Annotated in this window: 19 protein-coding genes; 11 read left to right on the top strand and 8 right to left on the bottom strand. The window is 54.3% G+C overall.

Features of this window, described 5'->3' with window-relative positions; all coding sequences use genetic code 11:
• Positions 1–41: 41 nt before the first annotated feature.
• Together ABFI50_RS02040 and fghA are read right to left on the bottom strand one after the other, a co-directional pair.
• Entirely contained in the window at positions 42–2,027 is a 1,986-nt protein-coding gene (locus ABFI50_RS02040; RefSeq protein ID WP_045134304.1) for a ligand-gated channel protein, read from the bottom strand.
• A gap of 260 nt (positions 2,028–2,287) precedes the next feature.
• Positions 2,288–3,115 (bottom strand): S-formylglutathione hydrolase, encoded by an 828-nt coding sequence (fghA, locus tag ABFI50_RS02035; RefSeq protein WP_347485233.1) that lies wholly within the window; start codon positions 3,113–3,115, stop codon positions 2,288–2,290.
• A gap of 138 nt (positions 3,116–3,253) precedes the next feature.
• Between fghA and ABFI50_RS02030 the strand changes: the two genes are divergently transcribed.
• From ABFI50_RS02030 to mglC, 7 genes are all read left to right on the top strand, one after another.
• A complete protein-coding gene (locus tag ABFI50_RS02030; protein WP_347485232.1) occupies positions 3,254–4,402 on the top strand; it encodes a YbfB/YjiJ family MFS transporter in 1,149 nt (382 codons plus the stop codon).
• 102 nt (positions 4,403–4,504) lie between these two features.
• Positions 4,505–5,173 (top strand): GTP cyclohydrolase I FolE, encoded by a 669-nt coding sequence (gene folE, locus ABFI50_RS02025; protein WP_014884567.1) that lies wholly within the window; start codon positions 4,505–4,507, stop codon positions 5,171–5,173.
• A gap of 18 nt (positions 5,174–5,191) precedes the next feature.
• Entirely contained in the window at positions 5,192–6,349 is a 1,158-nt protein-coding gene (gene yeiB, locus ABFI50_RS02020) for a DUF418 domain-containing protein YeiB (protein ID WP_347485230.1), read from the top strand.
• Positions 6,350–6,504: 155 nt separating this feature from the next.
• Positions 6,505–7,527 (top strand): HTH-type transcriptional regulator GalS, encoded by a 1,023-nt coding sequence (gene galS / locus ABFI50_RS02015; RefSeq protein ID WP_014884565.1) that lies wholly within the window; start codon positions 6,505–6,507, stop codon positions 7,525–7,527.
• A 295-nt stretch (positions 7,528–7,822) separates the two neighbouring features.
• On the top strand, positions 7,823–8,821 hold the full coding sequence (mglB, locus tag ABFI50_RS02010) for a galactose/glucose ABC transporter substrate-binding protein MglB (RefSeq protein WP_014884564.1): 999 nt from the start codon (positions 7,823–7,825) through the stop codon (positions 8,819–8,821).
• Positions 8,822–8,900: 79 nt separating this feature from the next.
• Positions 8,901–10,421, top strand: coding sequence for a galactose/methyl galactoside ABC transporter ATP-binding protein MglA (gene mglA, locus ABFI50_RS02005; RefSeq protein WP_014884563.1), 1,521 nt, complete (start codon positions 8,901–8,903; stop codon positions 10,419–10,421).
• Between the two features lie 15 nt (positions 10,422–10,436).
• Complete coding sequence (gene mglC / locus ABFI50_RS02000) at positions 10,437–11,447, top strand: galactose/methyl galactoside ABC transporter permease MglC (RefSeq protein ID WP_013097952.1); 1,011 nt, start codon at positions 10,437–10,439, stop codon at positions 11,445–11,447.
• A gap of 49 nt (positions 11,448–11,496) precedes the next feature.
• Here the strand turns inward: mglC and ABFI50_RS01995 are convergent, their stop codons facing one another.
• From ABFI50_RS01995 to ABFI50_RS01975, 5 genes are all read right to left on the bottom strand, one after another.
• Positions 11,497–12,885, bottom strand: coding sequence for a glutamine synthetase family protein (locus ABFI50_RS01995; protein ID WP_347486068.1), 1,389 nt, complete (start codon positions 12,883–12,885; stop codon positions 11,497–11,499).
• A 120-nt stretch (positions 12,886–13,005) separates the two neighbouring features.
• On the bottom strand, positions 13,006–13,725 hold the full coding sequence (gene sanA, locus ABFI50_RS01990) for an outer membrane permeability protein SanA (RefSeq protein ID WP_014884561.1): 720 nt from the start codon (positions 13,723–13,725) through the stop codon (positions 13,006–13,008).
• 127 nt (positions 13,726–13,852) lie between these two features.
• Positions 13,853–14,737 carry a cytidine deaminase gene (gene cdd, locus ABFI50_RS01985; protein WP_014884560.1) on the bottom strand — a complete coding sequence of 295 codons (885 nt, stop codon included), beginning with the start codon at positions 14,735–14,737 and terminating at the stop codon, positions 13,853–13,855.
• 129 nt (positions 14,738–14,866) lie between these two features.
• Positions 14,867–15,562 carry a CidB/LrgB family autolysis modulator gene (locus tag ABFI50_RS01980; RefSeq protein WP_014884559.1) on the bottom strand — a complete coding sequence of 232 codons (696 nt, stop codon included), beginning with the start codon at positions 15,560–15,562 and terminating at the stop codon, positions 14,867–14,869.
• Positions 15,559–15,954 carry a CidA/LrgA family protein gene (locus ABFI50_RS01975; RefSeq protein WP_014884558.1) on the bottom strand — a complete coding sequence of 132 codons (396 nt, stop codon included), beginning with the start codon at positions 15,952–15,954 and terminating at the stop codon, positions 15,559–15,561. Before ABFI50_RS01975 ends, ABFI50_RS01980 begins: the two co-directional genes overlap by 4 nt.
• Positions 15,955–16,122: 168 nt before the next feature.
• On the opposite strand from ABFI50_RS01975, the gene dusC reads away from it, so the two are divergent.
• The 3 genes from dusC (at position 16,123) to ABFI50_RS01960 (ending at position 19,440) form a co-directional block, all read left to right on the top strand.
• Entirely contained in the window at positions 16,123–17,055 is a 933-nt protein-coding gene (gene dusC, locus ABFI50_RS01970) for a tRNA dihydrouridine(16) synthase DusC (protein ID WP_023330920.1), read from the top strand.
• Between the two features lie 151 nt (positions 17,056–17,206).
• Positions 17,207–18,625 carry a multidrug resistance outer membrane protein MdtQ gene (mdtQ, locus tag ABFI50_RS01965; RefSeq protein ID WP_320728932.1) on the top strand — a complete coding sequence of 473 codons (1,419 nt, stop codon included), beginning with the start codon at positions 17,207–17,209 and terminating at the stop codon, positions 18,623–18,625.
• 50 nt (positions 18,626–18,675) lie between these two features.
• Complete coding sequence (locus ABFI50_RS01960) at positions 18,676–19,440, top strand: SDR family oxidoreductase (RefSeq protein ID WP_072253180.1); 765 nt, start codon at positions 18,676–18,678, stop codon at positions 19,438–19,440.
• A gap of 60 nt (positions 19,441–19,500) precedes the next feature.
• Here ABFI50_RS01960 and ABFI50_RS01955 read toward each other — a convergent pair whose 3' ends face one another.
• Complete coding sequence (locus tag ABFI50_RS01955) at positions 19,501–20,073, bottom strand: DedA family protein (RefSeq protein ID WP_014884554.1); 573 nt, start codon at positions 20,071–20,073, stop codon at positions 19,501–19,503.
• Between the two features lie 157 nt (positions 20,074–20,230).
• Here ABFI50_RS01955 and ABFI50_RS01950 point away from each other — a divergent pair, with 157 nt between their 5' ends.
• Positions 20,231–20,818: a Yip1 family protein gene (locus ABFI50_RS01950; RefSeq protein WP_014884553.1), complete on the top strand. Its 588-nt coding sequence runs from the start codon at positions 20,231–20,233 to the stop codon at positions 20,816–20,818.
• Positions 20,819–20,969 lie beyond the last annotated feature (151 nt).

Here is a 20,969-nt window from a genome sequence, read left to right as displayed (position 1 = left end):
CTTTCAGCCCGCTCAACTGAGCGGGCTTTTTTATGGGGCGGTTAGAAGCTGTAAGTCATGCCCACGGTATAACGACGTCCATCAAGCACGGTGTCATACGTATCGTAATCAATTTGCTTATCGAGCACGTTATACACACCGGCAGTCACAAGCAGGTTTTTGTTCGCGTTGTAGCGCAGACCCACATCCACCTGGGTATAGGACGGTGTACCCTGGGACATCGATGTACGGCTCAGATACTCAGACGTTTTACCGCGTAGGTTCAGACGACTCCAGAAGCCGACGTCTGGTGTCGCCTGCCAGTCCAGGGTGGTATTTAACATATGTTTTGGCATTTTGTTCAACGGCTTACCGGAGAACTGGCCGCTCTTCTGCTCGGATTCCGTATAAGTGTAGTTGGCAGTCCAGTTCACATCGCGCGTGATTTTCCAGCCGAAGGTAGACTCCACGCCGCGCATGTTGGCTTTGTCCACGTTGACGCGGTCGCTCACGAAATCATAGCTGTGATCGCCAATCGTACAGGCGGGATCGGAACTGCTGTTACAGCGGCGAACTTCAGTAATTTTGTCTTTGAAGTCGGTATTGAACAGCGTCACACCGGCATTAAGATTGTCGTTATTATCCCAGAGCAGGGCGATCTCTTCACTCAGACTCTTCTCTGGTTTCAGATCCGGGTTGCCAACGATGATACCGTCAAGACGGCCACCACCCGTTACCTGCCCCCAGCTGGCAGACGACTGACGCAGGTCCGGTGCACGGTAGCCCGCAGAAACCCCGCCTTTCAATGTCCACTGATCGGCGAGGTGCCATACACCGTAACCACGTGGCGTCCAGTTAGTACCATAGTTTTGGTCTTTGTCCATGCGCAGGCCGCCGGTTAACGTAAAGCTTTCCGTCATTGCCCATTCATCTTCGGCAAACAGTGCCCAACTCCAGCGTGTCAGTTTGTTCAGGCCATCGGCAGCCTCCAGCTGATTGCCGTTGTCGCGCAGTTTCTCATAGCGATATTGCCCGCCGAGAGTCAGGGTATGATCGGCGAGGAAGATCTGGTTCTGGTTGTTGAAGGTGGTGTTGTACGAGCGCATTTCACGATCCGGGTTATTCGTCTCTTCCTGTTGGATATAGCTGGTGGTATTGAAGTCGTCGTAATAACCGCTGTGGGTTAATGAGTAGGTGGTATGTTCATAGCGGGTTTCGCTTTTGGTATTTGGCGTACAGGTCGTTCCACGGCAGGTTTCCGTCGCTTTCGACATCCCAGGCGTGCTGTTTCTGTCCTGAAGTTCACGGGCAAAGTCGAGGTCGAAATCATTTTGCTCGTCCGGCGTGAAATTCAACGTAATACCGCCGTTACGCATTTTCTGCTCGTTATACCCGTTCACAATCTTATCTTCTGCGCGGCGTGACAAAAGCCCCGTCACTTTTGCGCCAAGCAGCCCGTCAATCAGGGGACCTGAAGCGTAGGCGTTGGTCTGAAAGATATCACCGGAATCATTGTTTTCCTGGAAGGTTGCATCGCCATGCAACGAACCTGTCCAGGCTTTGGTGTTCGACACTTTTTTGGTAATGACGTTGATGACTCCCCCCATAGCATCAGAGCCGTAAAGTGAGGACATCGGGCCACGGATAACCTCGATACGCTCAATGGACTCCAGCGGCGGCAGCCAGCCTTGTTCAATGCCCGAGTTGTCGCTGTTTGGGCGGGTACTGCGCGTACTCACGCGTTTGCCGTTCACCAGGAACAGCGTGTACTGCGATGCCATGCCGCGAATACTGATATCACTGCTGCTCCCGCCGCCAGTAACGACGACGCCCGGGACGTCTTTCAGGGCATCTGTGACATCACGGTAGGCTTTATCTTCAATCTGCTGTTTTGAAATCACCGAGATGGAGGCGGGGGCATTCTGGATTTTTTGTTCAAAACCCGTCGCAGTGACGACAACGGTGTCCTGATCGGCTGCGTGAACGAAGGAGGAAAGTGTGGCGGCGCCAATGGCGGCGGCCAGCAATTTAACGCGTGGTATTGTCATTTGTACATTCCGTATAAAAAGAAAAAAACTCCATCGGGATAACCCTGAGAACTGTATGTATTTGTCTTGTAAGAACTCTTTGTGATGGAGAAGAGTCTGGAATTGTACAAAAGAATGTATAATTGTAAACACAAATGATAATTGAAATCATTTGTGTTTGATGTGTGTGGCAAGAAAATAGCCTGGATTCAAGCGGATAGGATTATGTCAATAAGGGGAAAAGCCCGACAGGCGAGAGGCTATCGGGCAAATAGCGAAAATTACGCGAACAAATGCGCCGCGTGGAAGCGGAGATGATCCTCAATAAAGGAGGCCATAAAGTAATAGCTGTGGTCATATCCTGGCTGAATGCGCAGCGTGAGCGGCCAGTCCTTCTGGCGTGCCGCTTCAGCTAAAACGGCGGGCTGGAGTTGCCCGGCGAGGAACTGATCCGCATCGCCCTGATCGATAAGCATCGGGATCGCATTCGCTGAGTCGCTCGCCAGCATCAGCGTACAGCTGTCCCATTCCTGCCATTTCGTTTCATCTTTGCCCAGATAGTGGGTGAAGGCTTTTTGTCCCCACGGTACCTGCGTTGGGTTAACAATCGGTGCGAACGCAGAGACGCTGGTATATTTCCCGGGGTTTTTCAGCGCCATGATCAGCGCCCCGTGTCCGCCCATGGAATGTCCGCTGATGGCGCAGCGATCGTTTACCGCGAATTCGGCCTGAATCAGCGCAGGCAGCTCGTCACGGATGTAGTCATACATACGATAGTGACTCGCCCACGGCTGCTCGGTCGCATTCAGGTAAAACCCGGCGCCTTTACCCAGGTCGTATCCTGCATCATCCGCCACATCGTCCCCACGGGGGCTGGTATCGGGCATCACCAGCGCGATACCCAGCTCGGCCGCAATACGCTGCGCACCGGCTTTGGTAGTGAAGTTTTCGTCGTTGCAGGTCAGGCCAGAAAGCCAGAACAGAACAGGCGGATTCTCTGCCGGTGGCAGGAAAATGCTGAACGTCATGGTGCAGTTCAGCGTGGTGGAGTCGTGCCGCCAGCGCTGCTGTCGACCTTCAAAACAACGGTGCTCTTCGAGCAGTTCCATGCAAGGCTCCTTAATGAGAATAGCTATTCATTAGCATCATAATACAGCGTTTTCATTTACCTGTGAGCAACTTTCACTTTCGCGGAACGGCAAGATGCTGCATCATAAATTTACTTTTCTTTAACAATTGGAGCGGTCATGGCGCTGCGTATTGCGCTTAGTGGGTTTGTCGTTCTGGTGGTGGCGATGGGGATAGGGCGCTTTGCCTTTACGCCTCAGGTACCGCTGATGATTGCCGCCGGGCAACTCACGCTCACCAGCGCAGGCCTGGTGGCGGCGATGAATTATCTTGGCTATCTGGTGGGAGCATGGGATGCCATGCGCGCGCACCGCTTTGTTGAAACGCGGCTCTGGCTCGGCATTACGGGTGCGGTTGCATTGACGCTGCTCTCCGCGGCGGCGGATAACGCCGTCATACACGGCCTGCTGCGCTTTGCGATCGGCTGCATGAGTGGCTGGTCAATGGTACTCATTGCCGCCTGGACCAACGAGCGGCTGGGGCAACTGGGTAAACCGGGGCTCAGTGCTGCGGTGTTTGCCGGCCCCGGCGCGGGTATCGCCCTGAGCGGCCTGCTCGCGGTCTATATTCAGGCGAAATCCCTTTCGGCCGGTGCGGCGTGGCAGATCTACGGCGTGCTGGCGCTCGTGTTGATTGCGCTGGTGGCACGCTATCTGCCGCGTGCGGGTCAGCTTCATCGCCCGGGGACTGCGCCTGAGCCGTTGCGGCTGACCGCAGATTTAAAGCGCCTGGTCTGGAGCTACAGCCTGGCGGGATTTGGCTATATCCTTCCGGCGACCTTTTTATCGCAAATGGCCGCCGTGCGCTTTCCCGGCAGCCTGTTTGCCCAGTTTGTCTGGCCGATTTTTGGTCTCGCCGCTGTGGTGGGGATTGCGCTCAGCATTGCCTTGCGACATATCTCCACGGCTAACCGCAGGCTGGCTATCGTGCTGTGGCTTCAGGGCGCGGGTGTCCTGGCGGCCTGGCTGCTGCCGGGCATCGGCGGTTTGCTGACGGGCGGGCTGCTGGTAGGTGGTGGGTTCCTTTGCGCCGTGCAGCTCTCTCTTTTATACGGCCGAGAGCTGGCACCGAACCACATGCGTTATATGGCGGGACTGCTCACCACCGGGTATGCCATCGGGCAGTTGATTGGCCCGGTGACGTCGGCGTTATCGACCTGGCTAACCCACCGGCTGGAGCCTGCGCTGGGGCTGGCGGGCGTCGCGTTGTTCATCGGCGGCGCCCTGGTCTGGAATCGTCACGCTGAAAGGCAACAGCAATTGCAATAATTATCGTCGTGAATACTGGATTATGTGCGTCGCCTCACGCACAATGAGCGCATACTTTTGCCACAACGAGGGCGAAAGACGCCACACCTGCAGGAGAAGAAAATGTCATCACTCAGTAAAGAAGCTGCCCTGGTCCATGAAGCCCTGCTTGCGCGCGGTCTCGAAACGCCATTGCGTCCGCCCGTTGAGGATATGGACAATGAAACCCGTAAAAGTCTGATTTCCGGGCATATGACCGAGATCATGCAACTGCTGAATCTCGATCTGAGCGATGACAGTCTGATGGAGACGCCTAAGCGCATCGCGAAAATGTACGTCGACGAAATTTTCTCTGGCCTGGATTACGCCAACTTCCCGAAAATTACCGTTATTGAAAATAAGATGAAGGTGGACGAGATGGTCACGGTACGTGATATCACGCTGACCAGCACCTGCGAACATCACTTCGTCACTATCGACGGTAAAGCGACCGTGGCTTACATTCCGAAAGATACGGTGATTGGTCTGTCGAAGATCAACCGTATTGTGCAGTTCTTCGCGCAGCGTCCTCAGGTTCAGGAGCGTCTGACGCAGCAGATCCTGATTGCCCTGCAAACGCTGCTGGGCACCAATAACGTGGCGGTCTCCATCGATGCCGTTCACTACTGCGTGAAAGCCCGCGGCGTACGTGATGCGACCAGTGCAACCACCACCACTTCGCTGGGCGGTCTGTTTAAATCGAGCCAGAACACCCGCCAGGAGTTCCTGCGCGCCGTGCGTCACCACAACTAATCTCACAGGGCAGGGACCATGGAGCGAAACGTCACGCTCGATTTTGTTCGCGGCGTCGCCATACTGGGTATCCTGCTGCTGAATATTAGCGCCTTCGGTCTGCCGAAGGCCGCTTATCTCAATCCCGCCTGGTACGGCGACATCACCCGAAGCGATGCCTGGACCTGGGCAATCCTTGATCTGTTTGCCCAGGTTAAATTCCTCACGCTCTTTGCCCTGCTGTTTGGCGCAGGACTACAGCTTCTGCTTAAACGCGGCACCCGCTGGATCCAGTCGCGCTTAACCCTGCTGGTGATCCTCGGTTTTATCCACGGTCTGTTCTTCTGGGACGGCGATATTCTTCTCGCGTATGGGTTAGTCGGGCTTATCTGCTGGCGTCTCATTCGTGATGCGCACAGCGTGAAAAGCCTGTTTAACACCGGCGTGATGCTCTACCTCATGGGGCTTGGGGTGCTGCTGCTGCTGGGGATGATCTCTGGCGAAGCGACCAACCGTTCCTGGATCCCGGATGCTGCAAACCTCCAGTACGAGCAGTTCTGGAAGCTAAAAGGCGGTACGGAAGCCATTAGCAACCGGGCGGATATGCTGGGGGATAACCTTCTTGCGCTGGGGGCGCAATACGGCTGGCAGCTGGCAGGGATGATGCTGATGGGGGCGTCATTGATGCGCACCGGGTGGCTGAAAGGGGAGTTCAGCCTGCGTCATTATCGTCGCACCGGGGCGGGGCTGGTTCTGCTCGGCGTGCTGATAAACCTCCCGTCGGTGATGATACAGTGGCACATTCACTGGGATTATCGCTGGTGCGCTTTCCTGCTCCAGGTACCGCGTGAACTGAGCGCGCCATTCCAGACCATCGGCTACGCGGCGCTAATATATGGCTTCTGGCCGCAGCTTTCTCGCCTGTGGCTTGTCAGCGCAGTCGCCTGCGTCGGGCGCATGGCGTTAAGCAATTACCTCCTGCAAACGTTGATATGCACCACGATTTTCTATCGCTTTGGCCTGTTTATGAAATTCGACCGCCTCGGGCTGCTGGCGTTTGTTATTCCGATCTGGGCGGTTAATCTGGCGTTTTCCGTTATCTGGCTGCGTTATTTCCGTCAGGGGCCGCTGGAGTGGGTGTGGCGTCAGTTAACCGCATATGCTTCAGGGGTATCATTGAGTAATACATCCAGATAACGATCTGGATCACAATCATTAACAAAACGGATGTAAGCGTTTTCATGACTGTGAGCTTCTTCACGTAGTCCCTTTTCTCTCGCTGCCAAAATAGCCACCTTGCTAAACACAGGGGGTGTCTGTGAGTTGCTGCAATCCTTTGAAGGATGGTGAATATGATCACCATTCGTGATGTCGCCCGTCTGGCGGGCGTTTCTGTGGCTACCGTCTCCCGCGTACTGAACAACAGTGCGCTGGTGAGCCCTGAAACCCGTGAAACCGTAATGAAAGCCGTGACCCAGCTCGGGTACCGGCCAAATGCCAACGCGCAGGCGCTTGCCACGCAGGTCAGCGATACCATCGGCGTGGTGGTGATGGATGTCTCAGACGCCTTTTTCGGTGCGCTGGTGAAAGCGGTCGATGTGGTTGCCCAGCAGCATCAAAAATATGTGCTGATTGGCAACAGCTATCATGAGGCGGAGAAAGAGCGTCATGCCATCGAAGTACTGATTCGCCAGCGCTGTAACGCCCTGATTGTTCACTCCAAAGCCTTAAGTGATGAAGAGCTTGCCGGGTTTATGGAACAGATACCGGGCATGGTGCTGATTAACCGGATTGTGCCGGGCTATGCCCACCGCTGTGTTGGGCTGGATAACGTCAGCGGCGCCATGATGGCCACCAAAATGCTTATCAATAACGGCCATCAGCGGATCGGTTATCTTGCCTCCAGCCATCAAATTGAAGATGACGCGTACCGGCGTGAGGGCTGGCAAAACGCCCTGAAAGAACACGGCATTACCGCATCAGAGAGCTGGATCGGCACCGGTACGCCTGACATGCAGGGCGGTGAGGCGGCAATGGTGGAGTTGCTGGGCCGCAATCTGCAGCTTTCTGCGGTGTTTGCGTATAACGACAGCATGGCAGCGGGCGCGTTGACGGCACTAAAAGATAACGGCATTGCGGTGCCGCAGCATTTGTCGTTGATTGGCTTTGACGACATTCCGATCGCCCGTTACACCGACCCGCAGCTGACCACGGTGCGCTATCCCATTGCTTCTATGGCAAAACTGGCTACTGAACTGGCTTTACAGGGAGCCGCAGGGCTGCTGGATCCTGGGGCGACGCATTGCTTCATGCCAACCCTGGTGCGTCGACATTCCGTCGCGTCGCGGCAAATTGTGGCTCCGATCACTAACTGATTACATGAGGTGATGTAACCGTTTTCAATCTGTGAGTAAATTCACAGTATCTTAACAAGGTGCTGACTATGATGTCAGCGTTTTAGCAGCTGAAACGCTATGTAACGGTGACTATTCACTTTAACAGTAGCCAATGTGCCGCAAACAACGAATAAAACGCATTTCTGGAGCGTTACCGACCACGGAAGAGAGAAATTTTATAAGTGAACGTCGGCTGTCAGTAACGTTTTATTAACATCTGCCTGCCGCTCGTTATTCACCAGAACTACCCTGCATAAAAAAAACCGGAGATACCATGAATAAGAAGGTGTTGACCCTGTCTGCTGTAATGGCAAGCATGCTTTTTGGTGCAGCAGCGCACGCTGCAGATACCCGTATTGGTGTGACGATTTATAAATACGACGACAACTTCATGTCTGTTGTACGTAAAGCTATCGAGAAAGATGCGAAAGCAGCGCCAGACGTACAGCTGCTGATGAATGACTCCCAGAATGACCAGTCCAAACAGAACGACCAGATCGACGTTCTGCTGGCGAAAGGCGTGAAAGCCCTGGCGATCAACCTGGTTGACCCGGCTGCAGCAGGCACGGTAATTGAAAAAGCGCGCGGCCAGAATGTGCCAATCGTCTTCTTCAACAAAGAACCTTCCCGTAAAGCGCTGGATAGCTATGACAAAGCGTATTACGTCGGTACTGACTCCAAAGAGTCCGGCATTATTCAGGGCGATCTGATCGCGAAACACTGGGCAGCAAACCCGAACTGGGACCTGAACAAAGACGGTCAGATCCAGTTCGTTCTGCTGAAAGGCGAACCTGGTCACCCGGATGCTGAAGCGCGTACGACTTACGTTATCAAAGAGCTGAATGATAAGGGCCTGAAAACCCAGCAGCTGGCATTAGATACCGCGATGTGGGATACCGCCCAGGCGAAAGATAAGATGGATGCCTGGCTGTCCGGCCCTAACGCGAACAAAATCGAAGTGGTTATCGCCAACAACGATGCGATGGCAATGGGTGCGGTAGAAGCGCTGAAAGCCCACAATAAATCGTCCATTCCGGTATTCGGTGTGGATGCCCTGCCAGAAGCGCTGGCGCTGGTTAAATCTGGCGCGATGGCCGGTACCGTTCTGAACGATGCCAATAACCAGGCGAAAGCCACCTTCGATCTGGCGAAAAACCTCGCTGACGGTAAAGGCGCGGCAGATGGCACCAGCTGGAAAATTGACAACAAAATCGTTCGCGTACCTTACGTGGGCGTAGACCAGTCCAACCTGGCTGAGTTTATCGGTAAATAAGTGAGTTAACCTGTCTCCACTGGGCGCAATTCGTTGCGCCCTTTTATAACGCGATATGCGAGGCCAACAAGGTATAATTATGGTCAGCACAACTACTCAGTCAACCGGTGAATACTTGTTGGAAATGAACGGTATTAACAAGTCATTTCCCGGTGTTAAGGCACTCGATAATGTTAATTTAAAAGTCCGTCCTCACTCTATTCATGCATTAATGGGGGAGAACGGTGCGGGTAAATCAACATTATTAAAATGTCTTTTTGGGATCTATCAAAAAGATTCTGGCAGCATTCTTTTTCAGGGGAAAGAGATCGATTTCCATTCAGCGAAAGAAGCACTGGAAAACGGTATCTCGATGGTTCACCAGGAATTAAACCTGGTACTGCAACGTTCCGTTATGGATAACATGTGGTTGGGGCGTTATCCAACCAAAGGTGTCTTTGTCGATCAGGACAAAATGTATCGTGACACCAAAGCGATTTTTGATGAGCTGGATATTGATATCGATCCGCGCGCTCGCGTGGGAACCTTATCCGTCTCACAAATGCAGATGATCGAAATTGCCAAAGCGTTCTCCTATGATGCGAAAATCGTCATCATGGACGAACCGACATCGTCATTAACGGAAAAAGAGGTTAATCACCTTTTTACCATTATTCGTAAGCTGAAAGAACGCGGCTGCGGCATTGTCTACATCTCTCACAAAATGGAAGAGATCTTCCAGCTGTGCGATGAGATTACCATCCTGCGCGACGGCCAGTGGATTGCCACGCAGCCGCTGGAAGGGCTGGATATGGACAAGATCATCGCCATGATGGTTGGCCGCTCCCTTAACCAGCGCTTCCCGGACAAAGAGAACAAGCCGGGTGAAGTGATTCTTGAAGTGCGCAATCTCACCTCGCTGCGTCAGCCGTCCATCCGCGATGTCTCCTTCGACCTGCACAAAGGCGAAATCCTGGGGATTGCCGGTCTGGTGGGGGCAAAGCGTACCGACATTGTGGAAACCTTGTTTGGTATCCGTGAGAAGGCCCAGGGCACCATTACGCTGCACGGAAAGAAAATTAACAACCACAATGCCAACGAAGCCATTAATAACGGTTTTGCGCTGGTAACGGAAGAACGTCGTTCGACGGGTATTTATGCTTATCTGGATATTAACTTTAACTCGTTAATTTCTAATATTCGTAATTACAAAAATAAAGTCGGACTGCTGGATAACTCCCGCATGAAGAGCGATACCCAGTGGGTGATTGACTCCATGCGCGTGAAAACGCCTGGCCACCGCACGCAAATTGGTTCGCTTTCGGGGGGTAACCAGCAAAAAGTCATTATCGGACGTTGGTTATTAACCCAGCCAGAAATTCTGATGCTGGATGAACCTACCCGTGGCATTGACGTCGGCGCGAAGTTTGAAATTTATCAGCTGATTGCCGAGCTGGCGAAAAAGAATAAAGGGATCATTATTATTTCTTCCGAAATGCCGGAACTGTTAGGGATCACAGACCGTATTCTGGTTATGAGCAATGGTCTCGTTGCCGGTATTGTTGACACCAAAACGACAACGCAAAACGAAATTTTGCGTCTTGCGTCTTTGCACCTTTAAGATCAGGGGCTCCTCATGAGTGCGTTAAATAAAAAAAGTTTTCTCACTTACCTGAAAGAAGGCGGAATTTACGTTGTTCTTTTAGTCCTGCTGGCCATTATCATTTTTCAGGACCCTACGTTCTTAAGTCTGCTGAACCTGAGTAACATTCTGACCCAGTCTTCCGTGCGTATTATCATTGCGCTGGGCGTGGCGGGCCTTATCGTCACCCAGGGTACTGACCTTTCTGCCGGTCGTCAGGTCGGCCTGGCGGCGGTTATTGCGGCAACCCTGCTGCAGTCGATGGAAAACGCCAACAAGGTCTTCCCGGAAATGGCGACCATGCCGATTTTCGTGGTGATCCTGATTGTCTGCGCCATCGGCGCGGTGATTGGTCTGATCAACGGTATCATCATCGCTTACCTGAACGTGACGCCATTTATCACCACGCTGGGTACGATGATCATCGTTTACGGTATCAACTCCCTCTACTACGACTTCGTGGGCGCGTCTCCTATCTCGGGCTTTGACAGCGGCTTCTCAACCTTCACGCAAGGGTTTATCGCGCTGGGCAGTTTCCGCCTGTCGTATATCACCTTCTATGCGCTGATCGCGGTGGCGTTTGTCTGGATCCTGTGGAACAAAACGCGCTTTGGTAAAAACATCTTTGCTATCGGCGGTAACCCGGAAGCGGCGAAAGTCTCCGGCGTCAACGTGGCCCTGAACCTGCTGATGATCTATGCCCTGTCCGGGGTGTTCTACGCCTTCGGTGGGATGCTGGAAGCGGGTCGTATCGGTTCTGCAACCAACAACCTCGGCTTTATGTACGAACTGGATGCGATTGCAGCCTGTGTGGTCGGCGGCGTCTCCTTCAGCGGCGGCGTGGGTACCGTACTCGGTGTGGTCACCGGTGTGATCATCTTCACCGTGATCAACTACGGCCTGACCTACATCGGCGTGAACCCGTACTGGCAGTACATCATTAAAGGCGCGATTATTATCTTCGCCGTTGCGCTGGATTCACTCAAGTACGCACGTAAGAAATAATCGTCACTCGCTTTACCTGGCCCGCTCACCGAGCGGGCTTTTTTTTGTCCTACGCAAGACGAGACTCTTCGCGAGTTACAATGCTTTCAAACCAGTCGAGCTCTGAAAGCTTGCAGGCCACCCACTGTTCGGAAAAAGCGTCGCCCAGGCTGTCGGTGAGATACTGACAGCGGGAAAATGTCTCAATCGCCTCCTGCTGAAACAGCGGCAGTGCGGGTTCATCATGCTGAGGTTCAGGTAAATCGTCCTCCTCGATATTTTCCAGCCCGTACAGCATGCCGGTGAGGATAGTTGCGGCGACCAGATACGGATTGGCATCCGCTCCGGCCAGTCGGTACTCAATACGACGGTTGCTGTCATCCGAGCAGGGAATACGCAATGCGGCGGAGCGGGTGTTATAGCCCCAGGAGTTAAAGACGGGTTCCGTCAGGTTTTTACGCAGGCGGCGAAACGCGTTGACGCCCGGCGCCAGAATGGCGACAGAGGCGGGCATCAGCGCCAGCTGGCCTGCGATGCATAAACGCATCATGCTGTTAAGCGCATTCACTGGTGAAGCGAAGACGTTTTCGCCCTGACTATTGTTCAAACTGAAATGAAAATGCAAACCGCTGCCGGACTGCTGGCTGAAAGGCTTGGCCATAAAATTGGCCTGCAGGCCGTGCTTTTCGGCAACGTAGCGGGTCAGGCGGCGCAGGGCCAGTACGTTATCGCAGACCTCAACGACGCGGTGGCTATGCTTCAGGTTTAACTCGAACTGGCCGGATTCGGCTTCCGCAACGATCCCTGTCAGCGGGATGCGCTGAAGGTGTGCCAGCTGTTCCATTTCGTCAAACAGCGCCGTATGTTCTGCCGAAGTATCCATATGAAAGCAACCCTGATTCTGCGGCTCATGGGTATCCTGCCCCGTCAGGTAGAACTCAATTTCCGGGGCAATCACCGGGAACAGCCCGTGCTGGTGGAAGCGGGCCAGTACGTTCTGCAGTATCACGCGCGGCTCAAGCGGGCAGGGGGCGCCATCGCTGTCTTTCATCGTCAGCAGGATCTGCGCGTTGTGCTGCGGATCTTGTGCAGAGGGGCGCAGGGAACCGGCGACAGGGATGCAGAGTCGATCCGGCTCATCATCCAGCAGGGCGGGTATTTTCCCTTTCTGATCCATCGAGTAGACGGAGAGGGGAAAGTAGCAGCCTTTTTCCAGATTCAACATGCTCTCTACCGAGAGACGCTTGCCGCGCATAATGCCGTTGATATCGTTGAGGTAAACGTCAACATGTTTTGTCTGCGGGTAACGCTCCAGATAATCCGCCACTTCCACGGAAATGTTGTGCTGCAGGGCATCAATTTTTTCATCAAGCCACAGACCTGAGTTGAGTGCGCCAGGGAGTGATAAACCGGGAAAGCTAAAATACGGACGGATACTTTTGAGGAAAAACGCATTCATTATCGAGTTCATAGTCATTCTTCAATGAAGCCGTAGCGGCAGTGAACTCAGCTTAAATGGGGCGGCGTAAACGGGGGATAAAAAGCAGCATGCCCGGCGTAAAGAAAGTATAAAGGCGGGCTATTTTTTCTCTTTCTTCTGCATATCAAGCAGTTGCTCTGGCGTTACAGCCGGGTAACCCTGCGCGTCTTCCGGTACTTCATGCATCGCCGGAATCGGCACCAGCGGGCCTAAAAAGCGCGGTTCACGTTTGAAAATGTAGAGGTCCGCCAATGCGCCAAAGCGCGCGCCAAATTCGCGCACGCGCACGCTCAGCATATCTTTAGGCGACGGCACCGCGTAGCACTGCGCCTGAATACCCATATGCAGCGCAATAAACAGCGCGCGCTCGCAGTGGAAACGCTGGGTGATGATGATGAAGTCGTTGGTGTCGAACACTTTGCGGGTGCGCACGATGGAGTCGAGGGTGCGGAAGCCTGCGTAGTCGAGCACGATGTCGGCAGGATCCACGCCTGCGGCAATCAGGTCCTTACGCATCGTCACCGGTTCGTTATAGCTTTGCAGCGCGTTATCACCGCTTAACAGCAGATAGTTCACCTTGCCGCTGTTGTAAGCGTTCAGCGCGCCCTGAATTCGGTAACGATAATACTGGTTGATCACCCCGGTGCGGTAATACTTGGCGGTGCCGAGTACCACGCCCACCTGGCGATAGGGCAGGTCCTGCAGGTCATCAAAGATGTAAGGGGCGGTTTTCCAGCTCATCCAGCGGTCGAGACCCAGCACGATCAACAGCAGTATGCCGACCAGGACAGACAGGCTGTAAAAAACGCGCTTTAACATGGAGATGGCTCGTTCGTGGATGAAAGTTCACTCAGGCTACTTTACCCGTCTGGTTAGCGCAAGAAACAGCGACTCAACTGAGGGGTTTTTCAGCAATGTGGCGGACATTTCAGTCCGCCGGAAGGATTTATGCCAGCAGTACGCGGTCGATCGTCGTGCAGCCTAACGCCTTGAGCGTCGCAGCGGTAGCATCCCACTGAATCAGTGGCGCATCGGCCTTTTCGGCCAGAATTGCGCGCTGAATGTCGGGGTAGTCGTAGCCGTTCAGGCTCAGCAGGTTGAGCGCACCCTGCAGCGGCGGCAGCGTTGGGTTAAACGCGGCGTTTTCCGCATAGCTGCCGGTGAAGATTCGGCCATCGCGGCACTGCAGCGCCACGCCGCTTGGGGCGTTACTGTACGGAGTGTGGCTCTTGTTAGCCGCACGAATGGCCGCTTCGCTCAGGTCATCGCCGGACAGGGCGAAACCATGATCCTGCTCGTCCATCAGCAGCGTTTTAATGTCCAGATCTTTCGGGCCGAAGGCATCCGGCAGGTAATCGCCCAGCGTATGTGGCGCACGTCCCGGCAGGTTGATGCGCAGTTGCAGCCCGCTGTTCAGCTCGTTCATAAACTGACGGCAGTGGCCGCACGGCGTGTAGTTCACGGTGATGGCGCTCAAGGCCTTTTCACCGCGCAACCAGGCGTGACTGATAGCGCTCTGCTCCGCATGAACGGTTTGCTGCATGGTTGCGCCCAGGAACTCCATGTTTCCACCGAAGTACCAGGTTCCGCTGACGCCGCGCGCAATAGCGCCGACGTTGAAGTGGGAGAGATCGGCACGCGCGCAGGCGGCAGCCAGGGGCAGCAGTGCGAAAGCCAGCGCGTCTTCGTCCAGTCCCGCTGCTTGTTTCAGCATGGTGACCTGCTCTGCCGTCAGCAGGGCGGGGAAATGTGCATCTGCCAGGACGGGAGCAAGGGCTGATTGCAAATTCTCTGCAAGCTGAGCGAAGGCAGCTTGAAAACGTGGGTGCATGGCGTTTGCCTCATAAAGGTTAATGGATCGGTAGTTTACGGAGCCGCTGGGGCTTTATATGTGATCCACTTCTCATTATGTATGCAACTTATGAAATCAAAATGAAATTTGCGCGACGCATCGCAAATTTTAGCCCATCACCGCCAGTATCAACGGGAAAATGAACGGGGCGAGCAGGGAGGTGATAATCCCGCATATCACCAGCGCCAGGGAGCTAAAAGCCCCTTCCTGATAGTCCAGCTCCGCGCAGCGGGCGGTACCCAGGGCGTGCGAGGCGGTACCCATCGACAATCCCCGCGCCGCTTTAGTATGGATCCGCATCGCGTTCAGGAGGGTGTGACCAAACACCGCGCCGAGAATACCGACGAAAATGACGCACATCGCGCTGATGGCCGGGATCCCGCCGAGGCTGCCGCCCACCGCCATTGCGATAGGTGTGGTCACCGATTTAGGCAGAATAGAGGCCGCAATTTGTGGCGAAGCGCCCATCAATAGCGCCACCGACGTGCCGGTTATCATCGCCACCAGGCTGCCCACAAAACAGATAGTAATGATGGATTTCCAGCGGGCGCGGATCTGGTGCAGCTGCTCATATAAAGGAAAGGCGAGGGCCACAACGGCGGGCTGCAACAGGTCGTTTAAAATTTTGCTGCCGGCAAAGTAACGTTCGTAAGGGATGCCGGTGAGCAGCAGGAAAGGAATAATTACCACCATCGCCACCAGCAGGGGGTTGAGCAGCGGCATTTTGAAGCGTGCGGCAAGTTTACGCGCGGCGAAGAAGACCAGCAGGGTTAACGGCAGAGACCACCAGATATTAGCCATCATTTTTTTGTTTTCTCCCCGATGACGTTACGTTCGCCATGTACCAGATGTGAACTCCAGCTCACGACAAGGAAAACCACCAGCGTGCTAACCGCGCAGGAGACCACAATCGGGCCGAACTGGGCTTTGAGCAAATCAAAATACTGCATGACCCCGACGCCGATGGGCACGAAAAGCAGCGCCATATAGCGGATGAGGACGAAACAGCCGGGGTTAACCCACTTTGCGGGCAGAATTTGCAGCGCCAGTAAAACAAAGAGGATCAGCATGCCGATAATACTGCCAGGAATGGTGATAGGCAGCAGCGACGCGATAAAAATCCCGGCATACAGGCAGGCGTAAATCAGGACGAATGCGCGCAGATATTGCCAGATAATGTTCAATGATTTGCTCATGGTGATAGTCCTTGATGAAACGCATTCATCATACAATTAAACCTGAAAATGTGCCACGGATCACATCATGAATTTTGAGCATACCAGACATTCCGGAATGGAACGCCGGGCTTTCCACATACATACAGAGCAGCTACTATAGCGCGTCTTTTTTCACAGGTACTCAGAATGCGTGTTTTACTGGCCCCGATGGAAGGCGTGCTCGACTCTCTTGTGCGCGAGCTGCTTACCGAGGTGAACGATTACGATCTCTGCGTGACGGAGTTTTTGCGCGTGGTCGATATGTTGCTGCCAGAAAAGTCATTCTACCGTCTCTGTCCTGAACTGCACCGCCAGAGCCGGACGCCTTCCGGTACGCTGGTGCGGATCCAGCTGTTAGGCCAGTATCCTGAATGGCTGGCGGAAAACGCCGCCAGGGCCGTGGCGCTGGGTTCGTATGGCGTCGATCTCAACTGCGGTTGTCCGTCAAAGCTGGTCAACGGCAGCGGCGGCGGGGCAACGCTACTCAAGGATCCTGAGCTGATTTATCGCGGCGCAAAAGCCATGCGCGAGGCGGTACCCTCGCATCTGCCGGTCACCGTGAAAGTTCGTCTGGGCTGGGACAGCGGAGATAAGCAGTTTGAAATTGCCGATGCGGTGCAGCAGGCTGGGGCCACCGAGCTGGTGGTGCATGGCCGCACCAAGGAAGATGGTTATAAAGCTGAGCGTATTAACTGGCAGGCGATTGGCGAGATCCGCAAACGGCTCACTATCCCGGTGATCGCCAACGGCGAAATCTGGGATTATGAAAGCGCGCAGGCATGCCTGAAAGAGACGGGCTGCAATGCGGTGATGATTGGCCGCGGTGCGCTGAACGTGCCCAACCTCAGTCGCGTCGTGAAATATAACGAACCACGTATGCCATGGGCTGACGTGGTGACGCTGCTGCAAAAATACAGCCGTCTGGAAAAGCAGGGTGATACCGGTTTGTATCACGTCGCGCGCATCAAGCAGTGGCTGAGCTATTTACGTAAAGAATACAGCGAAGCGCTGGGGTTATTTCAGGCGATCCGCACGCTCCAGACGTCGGCTGAAATTGCGCGGGTCATTCAGTCAAAATAACTAGCGGTAATATTTAAATTTTAATAATTCACTGGGTGAATATTTTGCTAATTATGTAAATGTATAACAATTTGCGGATTGCCACGCGTTACTAAAAAACGGAAGGTCATCAAGCGTAAGTTGCGCCTTTATTTTTTGAGTGCATGGCGTAATGAAACGTTTTCTTATTTTATCTCTGAGTGCTCCCCTTGTTTTTATGCTGGCTGGGTGCGCACCGGAACATTCCACGGTAGCGCCAATAAAAACGCAGGCGACAGCTGCATCTGTAAATACCCGACTTAACCATGCGGACTGGCCGAAAAACGAATGGTGGAAAGAGTATAACGACCCGCAGCTGAATGCGCTTATTGCGAAAGCGATAGCGGATGCCCCGGATATGCAAATTGCCCGGCAACGTATTACGCTCGCGGAAGCACAGGCGAAGGCCGCTATTGCTGCCGATGGCCCACAACTGGATTTTTCTGCGGATGTTGAACGACAGAAAATGTCGGCAGAAGGCCTGATGGGCCCGTTCGCGCTGACCGATCCGGCAGCGGGAACGACCGGCCCATGGTACACCAATGGCACTTTTGGCCTGACGGCGGGGTGGGATCTGGATCTGTGGGGGAAAAATCGCGCCCGGATTGCCGCGCGTATCGGTAAAGTGAATGCGCAAAAAGCGGAGCTGGAGCAGACTCGCCAGCTGCTTGCCAGCAGCGTTGCGCGCCTTTACTGGGCGTGGCAGACCCAGGCTGCTGCCGGAGATGTCCTTTCCCAAATTAAGCAGGAGCAGAAAAATATTATCGATGCCGATCGCGAACTGTATCAGCACGGTATTACCTCCTCGGTGGAGGGCGTCGAAACCGATATTTATGCCAGCAAAACGGATGAACAGTTAGCGGACGTGAAGGGCAAAATGAAGGCCATTGAAGCGCGACTGACTGCGTTGACCGGTACATCGGCCATAGCGCTTACGCGCCATGCGTTGCCTGCGACAGAAGCCTCGCTCCCTTCAACGCTGGGATATGAACTGCTGGCGCGCCGCCCGGATCTTCAGGAGGCGCACTGGTATATCGAAGCCTCCCTGAGCGAGGTGGAGGCCGCCAGAGCCGCGTTCTATCCTGACGTGAATCTGATGGCCTTCTTACAGCAGGATGCCCTGCACCTCAGCGATCTGTTCCGCTCTTCCGCTCAGCAGATGGGCGTGACCGCCGGTTTGACCCTGCCGATTTTCGACAGCGGCAGGCTGAACGCCAATCTGGATAGTGCCCAGGCGCAGAATAACCTCTCTGTCGCGAACTACAACAAAGCGGTGGTGGAGGCGGTGAATCAGGTGGCGCGTACGGCCAGCGAAGTCGAAACCCTGACGGCAAAAAACCGTCACCAGCAGCAGGTCGAAAAAGACGCGGCACGTGTCGTGGCGCTGGCGCAGGCTCGTTTTAGGGCAGGTATCCTTGCGGGGTCGCGGGTCAGCGAAGCCAGAATCCCGGCGCTTAAAGAACACCTTGAGACGGTCATGCTGAAAGGACAGTATATCGACGCCACGCTGCAACTAACGTCGGCGCTGGGGGGCGGCTATCATCACGGCTAAAAAGATGCGTTATCTATACTTATCTCTTTGCTGTTTTTCAGGAGGTGAGTATGACCAGAGTAGCGATTGTTACCGCATCGGATTCCGGGATTGGTAAAACCACGGCCCTGATGCTGGCAGAGCGTGGGTTTGATATTGGCATTACCTGGCATTCTGATGAAAAAGGTGCGCTGGAAACCTGCCGTGAAGTGGAAGCGAAGGGGCAGCGAGCAGAGGCTGTCCATCTCGATTTAAGCACGCTCCCGGAAGGTGCTGAAGCCATTGACGTGCTGATTGCGCGTTTCGGTCGGCTGGACGTGCTGGTTAACAATGCCGGGGCGATGACCAAAGCGCCCTTCCTCGAGATGCCGTTTGACGACTGGCGGAACATCTTCACCGTCGACGTGGACGGTGCGTTTCTCTGTTCGCAGATTGCGGCACGGCAGATGGTGAAGCAGGGGGAAGGGGGGCGAATTGTCAACATTACCTCGGTACATGAGCACACGCCGCTGCCGGAGGCCAGCGCCTACACCGCTGCGAAACATGCGCTCGGCGGCCTGACCAAATCCATGGCGATAGAACTGGTTAAGCACAACATTCTGGTGAACGCCGTTGCGCCGGGTGCCATTGCCACACCCATGAACGATATGGACGACAGCGAAGTGAAAGAAGGCTCAATGCCGGAAATCCCGCTGGGGCGCCCCGGGCATACGAGAGAAATTGCCAGCCTGGTGGCGTGGCTGTGCGACAGCGACGCCAGCTATACCACCGGGCAATCGTTTATCGTTGACGGGGGTTTTATGCTGGCGAATCCGCAGTTTAAGCCGGAGGGGTAGCTACTTTTTGCCCTCTCCCTGTGGGAGAGGGTGAGGGTCAGGGCATCAGGTCGCACCCGGCTACGCCTCATCCCGCGCCTTTTCCCGATGTTTCAGCCACAGCCTGACGCCAATCACCGCCACAACCACGACAAGCAACCATGCCCAGTGCTTCAGATGCTGGTCGAGATTATGCAGCCACGGACCTATCACCTCGCCTCCCACGTAACCGAGCGTCGTAAAGATCAGCGCCCAGGCAACGGCGCCAAGAATATTCAGCGGCAGGAAAATTTTCGGCGGCAGACGGCTGGCACCAATCAGTATCGGCCCGATTATCCTGAAGCCGTACATAAAACGGGTGCCTATGACGAACAGGTAAGGGTGGCGCTGGATCAGGCGCTGCGCGCGGTTAATTTTCTTTTTGTGTTTAGCGAAACGCTTGAGAAGCGTCGGACCAAAGCGCAGACCCAGAAAGTAGAGTAGCTGATCGCCAATCATGCCGCCCAGCGCGACCGCAGCGACGACCAGCGGAAATTTCAGTAAGCCCTGATGCGCGGCGACGCCGCCTAACAGCGTGATGGTTTCACCTTCTGCCACGCTACCAATGACCAGCGCAGCATAGCCATATTGTTCAATGAGTGCGTTAATATCCATTACGTAAATGTTATCTCCCTCAGCGTACCTCGTTTAATCATATACCCCATGAATCAACAGCGGGGAAATCAACGGAAATTTCCCACTGTACATAAAATAATCTAAAGCCTGCATTATACTTAAGGTATCGCTGACGGGCCGACAACAAGGGGGCGCTATGAACCATGTCTGGGGACTTTTCTCCCATCCCGATCGTGAAATGCATGTCATCAAAAGTGAGAACGAAACGGTCTCGCATCATTACACCCACCATGTGCTGCTGATGGCCGCGGTGCCGGTAATATGCGCGTTTATTGGCACAACACAAATCGGCTGGAATTTCGGTGACGGCACCGTGGTTCAGCTTTCCTGGTTTACCGGGCTTTATCTTGCCATTCTCTTTTATGGCCTGATGCTGGCGGGCGTGGCGGTCATGGGGCGTGTCATTCACTGGATGGCACGTAACTATCCGCAACGTCCATCGCTTGCGCGCTGTATGGTCTTCGCTGGATACGTCGCGACCCCGCTGTTCTTAAGCGGTATTGTTGCACTGTATCCACTGGTCTGGTTGTGCGCACTGATCGGTACGATTGCTCTCTGTTACACAGGTTATCTGCTGTATCTGGGGGTTCCAACCTTCCTGAATATCAACAAAGAAGAGGGGCTGAGCTTCTCCAGCTCAACACTGGCTATCGGTGTGCTGGTGCTGGAGGCGTTACTGGCACTGACGGTTATTCTTTGGGGTTATGGATACCGTCTCTTCTAAGCTCACTGCATTGCTGGCGTAAATGCCAGCAATGCAGCATCTGTTCACGATTATCCGCTGGCGACAAAGCACTGTGACGGCTATGATGCCGAAGCCAGCCTGCGTTTATCCGTCGACGCAGGCGGTGTACGTCATTACGTGCGTGAATAAT

Source organism: Enterobacter sp. HNDS-6 (assembly GCF_039850505.1).
GTDB lineage: Bacteria > Pseudomonadota > Gammaproteobacteria > Enterobacterales > Enterobacteriaceae > Enterobacter > Enterobacter kobei.
Note: the sequence above shows the minus strand (reverse complement) of the source record. Positions and strands in the feature narration are given on the sequence as shown.

Bases quoted from the DNA above. Each gene is read 5' to 3' on its own strand.
- ABFI50_RS01960 (WP_072253180.1), top strand. From the start codon at position 18,676: ATGACCAGAGTAGCGATTGTTACCGCATCGGATTCCGGGATTGGTAAA.
- ABFI50_RS01975 (WP_014884558.1), bottom strand. From the start codon at position 15,954: ATGAGCAAATCATTGAACATTATCTGGCAATATCTGCGCGCATTCGTC.
- mglC (WP_013097952.1), top strand. From the start codon at position 10,437: ATGAGTGCGTTAAATAAAAAAAGTTTTCTCACTTACCTGAAAGAAGGC.
- cdd (WP_014884560.1), bottom strand. From the start codon at position 14,737: ATGCACCCACGTTTTCAAGCTGCCTTCGCTCAGCTTGCAGAGAATTTG.
- ABFI50_RS02040 (WP_045134304.1), bottom strand. From the start codon at position 2,027: ATGACAATACCACGCGTTAAATTGCTGGCCGCCGCCATTGGCGCCGCC.
- mglA (WP_014884563.1), top strand. From the start codon at position 8,901: ATGGTCAGCACAACTACTCAGTCAACCGGTGAATACTTGTTGGAAATG.
- ABFI50_RS02030 (WP_347485232.1), top strand. From the start codon at position 3,254: ATGGCGCTGCGTATTGCGCTTAGTGGGTTTGTCGTTCTGGTGGTGGCG.
- yeiB (WP_347485230.1), top strand. From the start codon at position 5,192: ATGGAGCGAAACGTCACGCTCGATTTTGTTCGCGGCGTCGCCATACTG.
- sanA (WP_014884561.1), bottom strand. From the start codon at position 13,725: ATGTTAAAGCGCGTTTTTTACAGCCTGTCTGTCCTGGTCGGCATACTG.
- ABFI50_RS01950 (WP_014884553.1), top strand. From the start codon at position 20,231: ATGAACCATGTCTGGGGACTTTTCTCCCATCCCGATCGTGAAATGCAT.
- ABFI50_RS01980 (WP_014884559.1), bottom strand. From the start codon at position 15,562: ATGATGGCTAATATCTGGTGGTCTCTGCCGTTAACCCTGCTGGTCTTC.
- fghA (WP_347485233.1), bottom strand. From the start codon at position 3,115: ATGGAACTGCTCGAAGAGCACCGTTGTTTTGAAGGTCGACAGCAGCGC.
- ABFI50_RS01955 (WP_014884554.1), bottom strand. From the start codon at position 20,073: ATGGATATTAACGCACTCATTGAACAATATGGCTATGCTGCGCTGGTC.
- galS (WP_014884565.1), top strand. From the start codon at position 6,505: ATGATCACCATTCGTGATGTCGCCCGTCTGGCGGGCGTTTCTGTGGCT.
- folE (WP_014884567.1), top strand. From the start codon at position 4,505: ATGTCATCACTCAGTAAAGAAGCTGCCCTGGTCCATGAAGCCCTGCTT.
- dusC (WP_023330920.1), top strand. From the start codon at position 16,123: ATGCGTGTTTTACTGGCCCCGATGGAAGGCGTGCTCGACTCTCTTGTG.
- mglB (WP_014884564.1), top strand. From the start codon at position 7,823: ATGAATAAGAAGGTGTTGACCCTGTCTGCTGTAATGGCAAGCATGCTT.
- mdtQ (WP_320728932.1), top strand. From the start codon at position 17,207: ATGAAACGTTTTCTTATTTTATCTCTGAGTGCTCCCCTTGTTTTTATG.
- ABFI50_RS01995 (WP_347486068.1), bottom strand. From the start codon at position 12,885: ATGAATGCGTTTTTCCTCAAAAGTATCCGTCCGTATTTTAGCTTTCCC.